Origin of the sequence: Asaia sp. SF2.1, assembly GCF_000505765.1 — a bacterium.
GTDB lineage: Bacteria > Pseudomonadota > Alphaproteobacteria > Acetobacterales > Acetobacteraceae > Asaia > Asaia bogorensis.
This window is the reverse complement of record NZ_AYXS01000048.1, coordinates 40,446-49,370: the sequence shown is the minus strand read 5'-3', so window position 1 is coordinate 49,370 and position 8,925 is coordinate 40,446. Positions and strand designations below refer to the sequence as shown.

8 protein-coding genes are annotated in these 8,925 nt (G+C 58.8%); 1 reads left to right on the top strand and 7 read right to left on the bottom strand.

Features of this window, described 5'->3' with window-relative positions; genetic code table 11:
- The 4 genes from P792_RS33085 to iolE form a co-directional block, all read right to left on the bottom strand.
- Positions 1-356, bottom strand: a 356-nt coding sequence (locus P792_RS33085) for a Gfo/Idh/MocA family oxidoreductase (protein WP_023979640.1), incomplete at its 3' end; no start/stop codon positions are given.
- Positions 357-378: 22 nt separating this feature from the next.
- Positions 379-1,395, bottom strand: a complete 1,017-nt coding sequence (locus tag P792_RS33080; protein ID WP_023979639.1) for a Gfo/Idh/MocA family protein — start codon at positions 1,393-1,395, stop codon at positions 379-381.
- Between the two features lie 96 nt (positions 1,396-1,491).
- Positions 1,492-2,706, bottom strand: coding sequence for a Gfo/Idh/MocA family protein (locus tag P792_RS33075; RefSeq protein ID WP_023979638.1), 1,215 nt, complete (start codon positions 2,704-2,706; stop codon positions 1,492-1,494).
- A gap of 11 nt (positions 2,707-2,717) precedes the next feature.
- Complete coding sequence (gene iolE / locus P792_RS33070) at positions 2,718-3,683, bottom strand: myo-inosose-2 dehydratase (protein ID WP_200863489.1); 966 nt, start codon at positions 3,681-3,683, stop codon at positions 2,718-2,720.
- A 158-nt stretch (positions 3,684-3,841) separates the two neighbouring features.
- On the opposite strand from iolE, the gene P792_RS33065 reads away from it, so the two are divergent.
- Positions 3,842-4,855: a LacI family DNA-binding transcriptional regulator gene (locus P792_RS33065; protein ID WP_023979636.1), complete on the top strand. Its 1,014-nt coding sequence runs from the start codon at positions 3,842-3,844 to the stop codon at positions 4,853-4,855.
- A 73-nt stretch (positions 4,856-4,928) separates the two neighbouring features.
- Here the strand turns inward: P792_RS33065 and P792_RS33060 are convergent, their stop codons facing one another.
- From P792_RS33060 to P792_RS0119875, 3 genes are read right to left on the bottom strand one after another with little or no spacing between them, the layout of a single operon-like run.
- The gene (locus P792_RS33060) at positions 4,929-6,386 is read right to left on the bottom strand and encodes a c-type cytochrome (protein WP_081866706.1); all 1,458 of its coding nucleotides are present in this window, start codon (positions 6,384-6,386) and stop codon (positions 4,929-4,931) included.
- Positions 6,387-6,389: 3 nt separating this feature from the next.
- Complete coding sequence (locus tag P792_RS33055; RefSeq protein ID WP_023979634.1) at positions 6,390-8,000, bottom strand: GMC family oxidoreductase; 1,611 nt, start codon at positions 7,998-8,000, stop codon at positions 6,390-6,392.
- The gene (locus tag P792_RS0119875; protein WP_081866707.1) at positions 8,000-8,614 is read right to left on the bottom strand and encodes a sugar dehydrogenase complex small subunit; all 615 of its coding nucleotides are present in this window, start codon (positions 8,612-8,614) and stop codon (positions 8,000-8,002) included. The genes P792_RS33055 and P792_RS0119875 overlap by 1 nt, the downstream gene beginning before the upstream one ends.
- Between the last annotated feature and the right edge of the window lie 311 nt (positions 8,615-8,925).

Genomic DNA, 8,925 nt, shown 5'->3' with positions numbered 1-8,925 from the left:
CCCAGCATGATTCGTGTGTTTGTACGGGAAAACGCTTCCGCCACATCCACGACCTGTCTGAAGTCCAGACTGATCGGCTTTTCGCAGAAAACCGGCTTACCTGTGCCAGCCGCCCGGCGCAGCAGGGACGCGTGTGTGTCGGTCGGGCTGGCAATGAGATAGGCGTCGATGTCAGGATCCGAAAAAATCGACTCCGCATCATCAAGGCGCGCCTGACTGCGCGTCAGCAGGTCTTCACGCGCTGGAGACGCAACCGGATCGGCGATAGCGACAAGCTTCATATCGGGCATGGTCATGAGATTGCGGGCATGCACCTGACCGATACGACCTGCGCCGAATAGAGCGAGACGTGTCATGATATCTCTCCAGAAATGGCTGTCACCGTGTCTCGCGACCGGCAATACGGACACGGTCCATGGTTTCCATGGCCATGAAAGAAGCAGAGAGCGGCCTGATCGGCGACTCTCTGAGCCCCTGACCGATACACCAGGCCATATGCTCGGCCTGATAATGCAGCCCGTCATAGGAGGAGCAGGGCTCTTCGAAGACCAGACGCGTTTTCAGATCATTGGCAGTGACCGTGAAAGGCCCGGGCGTATAGAATTTTCCCGGCAGGGTAATCATGCCACGACGCCCGCCAATCGTGGCTTCACACGGCGTATGCGACAGAAGCGTCGTATGAAGTACGGCCTGTGCCCCGCTCTCGTAGTGCAGCACCATACCGGTCTGGCCATCCACGCCGCTTGCCGCCGGAACGGACTGCGCCACTACATGATCCGGGCGCCCCAGAACGCCTGTTGCGAGACCCACGACATAGGTTCCCAGATCGAGCATCGGACCACCGCCGAGATCGGCACGCATGATACGATGATCGGGAGGAAAGAATTCGCCGTGATCGGCCAGAACGGTCGTGATGTCACCAATAAGGCCATCGGCCAGTGTTTTGCGCAGCACGGAAAACTTGGGCAGAAAATCCGTCCAGTATGCCTCCATCAGAAAAACGTCGTGTTTTCTGGCGCATTCAATGAGATCCGCCGTTTCCTCCGCCGAAACACAGATCGGCTTTTCCACCAGTACGGGCTTGCCCGCTTCCAGCCCATGTCTGGCCATTGCTGCATGAAACGGATGGGGCGTGGCGATATAAAGCGCGTCGATTTCCGGATGAGCGCTCATGGCGCCATCGAATGCATGGGGAATATCGAATTGCCGTGCGAAAGCCGCTGCACGGTCGCCATTACGGGATTCAATACCGACGATTTTCTGTCGGGTAAACCGCTGCACCGAACGCACGAACCGCTCGGCAATCCAGCCAGGTCCGACCACACCCCATCGTAATGAGGGCACCGATGCAGGATCGAGACGATCTGCGTCAGGCAGGCGGGAAGGAAACGTCATCCGTGTCTTCCTTGTAAAAGAGGGAGCATAAAGGCGGGGGAGCACGAAAATCCGATGTCACCCCGCACATGAGACGATATGATTTCCCTGCAACCGTTATCCGGCTGACAGGTCTGGCGAAGCCCGGACAAGGCACTCGCCGTGCGGCAGTGTCTCCCACCGTCTCGTCTGAAGCGATGCCTCCATCGCATCCATGATCTGCTGATTGCGCAGGCCGAAACCGAATGACGGAAAACAATCCCCATTGGACATGATGCCCGTGATGAGGTCGTGCACTTCGATGACTTTCACATCGAAATATCCCAGTCCGCCTCCGCCGAAATCGAAGCCGAAAAAGGCAGAAAACTGCGGCACCTGACTCCCGACGAGCAGCGTGCGAAAACCACGATCCGCCTTGTCGTCACCGAAACGGAAGAGCTTGAGCTCGTTGAAGCGCTCCCCATCCATGATGAGTGTGCCCTCAGTGCCTGAAACCTCCCAGTACACACCGAAAATCTTGCCTGCCGCAATGCGCGAGGCTTCTATCGTACCACCTGCGCCGTTTGCGAACTGGACCAGTGCCTGAATCTGGTCGTCATTTTCGACATCTGCCCAGATGGCGTCCTTACCGACAGTGGCACCATAACCGGACCCCCCGTCGGGGACCGGCCTTTGTTTGAAAGCCGTCTGGCTTTGGGCAATCGTAGCTGTCACATCGCCCATGAGGTACTGACCAACAGCGATGACATGCGAGCCGAGATCGCCCAATGCGCCAGATCCGGCTTCGGCACGCTTGAGACGCCATGAAAAAGGCAAAGACGGATCGTTATAAAATCCCTGATCGAACCAGGCACGAAACCGCGTGGGTCGTCCGATATCGCCACGCGCGATGATCTGCTTGGCATAGAGGGCTGCGGGGGTCTTGACGTTGTTGAACGCCACCATGGTTTTGACGCCTGCCTTTTCGGCAGCGCGCGTCATCTCTGCGGCATCTTCAGCACTCAGAGCGAGTGGCTTTTCGCAATAGACATGCTTGCCCGCAGCAATGGCCGCCAGTGCCATTTCCTTGTGAAACAGGTTGGGCGAGGTGATATCTACCACATCGATTGCAGGATCGTTGACGAGAATACGCCAGTCTCCTGTCGAGCGTTCAAAACCGAAACGACGCGCCGCTTTTTCAGCCAGTTCCGGTGTTGCATCGGCCAGCATGGACAAACGGGGGAGCGCTGGAAGATCGCGATACAGCATGGCGGCACGCCGATAGGCATCCGCATGAGCCTGCCCCATGAAGCCCGAACCGATCAGTCCGATATTGAGATACTTTTGGGTCATGTCGGCATTCCTCAAACGGTCGTCAGAGCGTGGGTGAAACAGGCCTCGATCACGTCGCGCCCGCGCTTTACTGCGGCCAGAGGCGGTGCCATGACAGGGTCCTGCTCCGCTTCGACCACCATCCAGCCCTGATAGCCGCTTTGGCGCACGAAACCGGCCAGAGGGGTGAAATCGATGCAGCCATCGCCCGGCACAGTGAACATCCCCGCACGCACGGCGGCATTGAAGCTCATATCCTGCCCGCGCACGCGCTCCAGTATGGCGGGGCGCACGTCTTTCAGATGGATATGACAGATGCGATCGCCATAACGGTCGATCAGCCGTTGATAATCAAACCCGGCGGCCATGGCGTGACCCGTGTCGAGCAGCAGGCCTACATCGCTGGAGAGGGCATCGAAGATCTGGCAGATCTCCTGAAAATTCTCGGCCACCATCATGAGATGATGGTGATAGGCCAACCTGATGCCGTAGCGCGTACGCAGCCATGCATCGAAAGCACTGAGGCGCGTGGCATAGGCTCTCATGGCGTCGCGCGTCAGCACCATACGCCGTGACATGGGCTCATCCAGCGGTGCGGGAGAGGGCGTCATGGCACCGCATTCGCCATAGACCATCACCTTGCAGGACATCGCACGCAGAAGCTGCGCATGGCTTGCGACGTCCTCGATTTCTTCCTCCACCGAACGCTCTGCGAGACGCCCAGAATACCAGCCCGACGCCAGAGACAGATCATGGGCGGCGAGCATAGGGGCAAGATCCTCGGCATTTCGCGGATATTTCCGCCCCAGCTCCGTTCCCTCATACCCGGCGGCGGCGATCTCGCTCAGGCATCGGTCCAGCGGCGTGTCGTCACCCAGATCCTCAAGCACGTCATTGGTCCAGGAGAGTGGGCTGCATCCCAGCCTCACACCTCGCGGCAGCCCCGTAATTCTGTCTGTCGGTCCCATGATCCATCCCTTGATGATCCGCCATTCCATGACGGGTGGTCATTCGCCGTGGCCCGTCATGGAAAGCAGCTATTGATGCATTCAGGCTAGGGCGCGCAGGCTGAGGCGACACGCAGAGATTTGATGTGTTCGCATCATAAATGTGAGATAAATCACATAATCACCATCACATTCTCGTTGGAGAATCCATGTCCCAGCGTGCCACTATTCAGGATATCGCCCGCTATTCAGGGGTTTCGACTGCGACGGTCGATCGTGTCATCAACGGGCGTGGCGGCGTACGACTCGATAAGGAACGCGTGGTGCTCAAGGCCGCACGGGAGCTGGGAGACGGGCGCAAGCTTGTTGCCCTCCACGCGCGACTGGCGCGTATTGCCGTTGTCACACAGCCACCCGGCAATCCGTTTCATGCGGCCTTGCAGGATGCCTTTCGTCAGATCATGCCAGCCTATCGCGAACAGAACATTGCCTGTTTCGAGCATCACGCCGCAATCGGGGATCCGGCGCGGGCAGCGACGCTCATTGCCAGCCTGTCACGCGACTATGATGGTCTGATTCTGTGCCTGCCCGATCATCCTGCCATTCGTCAGGCTGTTACCATTGCAGGCGGGAAACTGCCCATCATTACCATCGCTTCGGACATCACGGCACCGGAACGGCTCGCCTATATCGGGTCAGACAACTATCGTGCCGGGCGTATTGCCGCAGACATGATGGGCCGTCTGCTTGGCCCGCGTGAGGGACGCGTGGCCCTCATTGCGGGGACGATGCATTATATCGGGCATCAGCAACGCTATGCCGGCTTTATGAAGGCGCTGGACGAGCGCTATCATGCGCTTCAGGCCACGCCAGCCCTAGAATGCCATGAAAATGATGACCGTGCTGCTGATGTCATCCATGAACTCCTACAGGCACACAGGGATATCATAGGCATCTATCATTTCTCGACCGGGGCCGACGCCATTGCGCGCCTGCTCGAAAAACAGGGCATGGCCGACAGGCTGGTTTTCATCACCCACGAACTGACACCCCATCGTGCCACGTTACTGCGCTCAGGCACGATCGACATTGTGCTCGACCAGAACCCCATGCTTGAGGCGCGCACGGCACTTTCCACGCTCAGCCACTATTTGGGGCGCTGCACTACCCCCCTCGACGGCCCCATTATTCCGCTATCGGTTCATACGCGCGAGACCGTCTGAGCATCTCCCTGAACCTGCCCGCTGGAGCCCCCTCTTCCTGTTCTCGGAAGCCAGGATCATCACCCTTTGGTTGTCAGGGACGTGACCGTGCCGGGAAACTCTCCGTATCAAAGCGCCGTAACGCCTTGATTGTCGCATCGTCCAGCGTCTGCTCCCGCCCCGCAAACCGGCCAGTGATGAAGTGTACGAGAGCGGCAATTTGATGATCGGTGAGATCGTGACGAAACGCCGGCATGAAGGCAACGCCTTCAGCACCCTGGCGATGCACGCCGGCCAGAATGGTCATGACGAGATTATTGGGCCGGTCGGATAACACGGCTCGGCTCTGCGTGAGCGATGGATAATAATCATCACCTGCCCCGCTCCCGTCGAGTTGATGACATGCCGCGCAGGCAGCCATATAGAGCGCGGCACCACCTGAAATATCGTGATAATTGCGTCGATCCGCGTAAGCGGCGGGAGACGCTTCGCGTTCGCTCCGAGCGGCCGCGCGTGTCTGACGGTCTTGAGGTGAGTCAATCGAGTAAATGGGGCGTTCATGCGAGACATTGGCCGGGACCATGGCAGACGCAGAAATGCCCTGGATTGCCGCCTCTGGAACTGAGGGGCGCTTCAGCGTACGCAGATAGGCCGTGATCGCTGAGAGATCCTGAGGAGTCAGGAACCGCAGGGAATGCTCGACCGCCTCGCCCATCGGTCCTGCAGCCACCCCTTTATTGCGGACATGCCCGTCACGTAGATAGGTTTCGATGTCCTGATCCCGCCATGATGCGAGTGGTGCATTCTGCCCGGCAGCGATATCGGGGGCATACCACCCCCCGACCTGAGCCCCCCTGAGCGCATGGCCCGTGCGCGCAGCCATCATGAAGTTGCGCGGCGTATGGCAGGTTCCGCAATGAGCCACAGCCTCGACCAGATAACGCCCCCTGGCCTGTTCCTCCGTCTCGTCTTGCCGACGGGCAAAGACACGACGATCGAGATACAGCCAGTTCCAGACCCGCATCAGCCCTCGAATATTATAGGGAAAACGCAGTGACGTGACCGGCCCTGCCGCGTCTTCGATGGGCTCAATGGCGGTTTGCATATACGTATAGAGCGCGTGAATATCCTGATCCGTCATTGCCGCATAGGAATCATAGGGCATGGCCGGATAAAGAGAGACACCATTCGATGAAATACCGCCGCGAACAGCACGCGCAAACGCGGCCTCGGACCAGCGCCCGATGCCCTGGGTTTTCGATGGTGTGATATTACTCGAATAGATCACCCCCATAGGAGTCTGGATACCATATCCTCCTGCATAGGGTGCCCCGCCAGGCCGGGTGTGGCAGGCAACGCAATCCGCAGCACGAGCCAGGTAGGCACCACGATCGAGCACTGTCTGATCTGCGCTGAATGCGGGGCATATCATTGCAACACCAAGCATCATCAAGGCGCCAGAGTGCCATTGTCGTGCCCGGCGCTGTTTTCTGGGCAGCGTTTTGAAGGATTTGTCTCGCACGGCCCCATGCCGGGACTGACAATCCGCCATGACTCAGATCTCCTTCAGCATGATGGCGGCTGAGCGCAGGGACAGGGCACAACCTGTCAGGGTCGGATTAACCACTGACGCCGCCGGCATGATCCCTGTCGTGGCGATGAAAAGATTATCGTGGTCATGGCTGCGACCCTCCGCATTCACCACAGAGTTACGCGGGTCATTACCCATGATTACCGTGCCCATCGGATGATCGCGGTTTTCCCATGTCGTGAGATTCTGATCGAAAATCTCGCCACCTAGCAGGCTGAGGAAGCGGGCATAATCGTCTTTGATCACGGCCCCGGCTGCCCGGGCATAATCATTGACGTCGTAATAGATATCCATGAGTGGCAGACCATAGAAATCCCGTTTGCTGGCACTCAGTGTCATACGGTTGCCAGGCTCGGGCAGCATTTCGATATTGGAGTCCATAAAAACCCAGCGCGCCGCCATGTGCCTTATTTTCTCGTCAAGCTCCGGGCCGATAATCCCTTGTGACAGCAGGCGCTCGGTGATCTGCACATTACCGACGAAATTGCCGACTTCGTGACGGATGCAGCCATGAAAACGGCGGAAATCGCCATCGCGCCATTTGAGTACGTCGCCCTGCTGTACCGGGCCGCGGCCCGACCACATGGGTTCATCCGCGATCATCGCCAGAGAAAATGCGTTATGATCCATCAGATTTCGACCCACCATGCCCGAGGAATTACCGACGTCGGACAGGAGCATGAGACGCGGCGTTTCCAGCGCATGGGCTGCAACCATTACCTGGCGGGCCGTCAGACGGATCGATTGCTTTGCAGGCGTATAGTAATGCACCGCCGCAATGCGCTTACCATCCGGCGTCTTTTCCAGACGATAGACTGTTGCATCGCTGACAAGTCTGGCCCCGGCACGTTCGGCCTTCGTGGCGTGGCGGTCGCCGCTATACTGAGAGCCTATCGGGCAGATCGGCGAGCAGTTATTGTTCCCGACGCACGCCGGTCGATCGTCATACGGATCGGTTGCGCGCCCATTGGGCTGATAGGTGAATGGATACCCTCCCACGGCCACACGATCGCGAAAACGCTGGCTGAAATAGCTGAGCGCCTGGGGCCTTACCGGAAACGGCGCCTGACGTGGAGGGAACGCTGCGCCACTCTTACCGCTGTAATCGGCATTATCATCGCCGGAGACCCCCATCTCGATTTCGGCCTGATGATAGAACGGCTCAAGATCGTCATACGATATCGGCCAGTCGCGCCCCACGCCGTAGAGCGTCTGCAGGCGGAAATCATTGGGAAGCAGGCGCCAGCATGCCCCTCCCCAATGCCATGTGGTTCCCCCGACCATACGCAACATGCCAGGCACATAATCGACAGGGCCGTGATTGGTGATGTAGCCCGGCACAAATGAACTCGGGGCCCAGGGCTCATTTGGATAAGGCTGATTGCGATTGCCGGCATCAGTGCTCACATTCCCGCATTCCCGAAAGCTCTCGACGATCTTCCAGCGTGGTACACGGGTGCCTGCTTCGAGAATAATGACCGACTTGCCATTACGGGCGAGGTGATGAGCCGCCAGACTACCGATCACCCCCGAGCCGACCACAATCACGTCGGCGTCATAATCATGCTGTACCATCAGAATTCTGATCCATTGCTCTGGGAGACGCTCGCCCCCGCCGGACGGCCATTCGGCAGCCCGCCCTGCTGTTGCCGGTCTTTCTGCTGCCTGTCCTCAATGGGGGGTGGGGCCGCCCAGTATCCGGGGCCGCCACGCGCGTAGGTGGGAATGACTGTCACGTCGATCGTGGGGCGCCACATCAGGGCCCCTTCATAGGTGATGAATACCGGCGTACCTGTCTCGGCGCGTGGCAGCATCGGGCCGACACGCCCCAGATACCAGGCACTCACAATATCGACAGCCACAGCATGCAGCATTTCATGTGCACGGGCTTCGGAGTGCTGGTAGTCACGCCAGGTTTTCACGCCCGCCTTGCTCAGGGCTGTCGCAAGGGCGCTATAGCGGCCCGGAAACTCCCCGTCGCGCATGACGAGGCCGGACCACACCTGCCTGGCCAATGCCGGATCCAGATCATCGTGGCCTATAAGCGTGAAAGAAAGCGCGTGAAACCCGTCAGGACAGGGAACAGCCTTGCCGACAAGCGGGCTGGAACGAGCTTTGCCATACAGCGCCAGCACAGGAACAAGCGCCATGCCGCACCGCAAAATACTGCGTCTTGTTGCCTCGCCCATAGCGTCATCCCATCTCCGGCACGTCGGAAAACCGGCACTGAGGCACCCCAGGCGCCGCGCATCGATCCGTTGTCCCGTCACACCTGTTTGATCGGGCCTGTATGCCCGGGACTGCTATCTAGACGGGGGGACAGGATCAAAACGATCATCATGATGATCTGATTTCATCATGACGGTGAGACGAGCGTGCGAAAATGCTGGACAAGGTCGAGATCAACAGAAGCCGCAAGAAGCGTGCCACATTGAAGGATATCGCAGCTCTGGCTGGCGTTGGAACCGCGACTGTCGAACGTGCGCTGCATAGCAGGGGC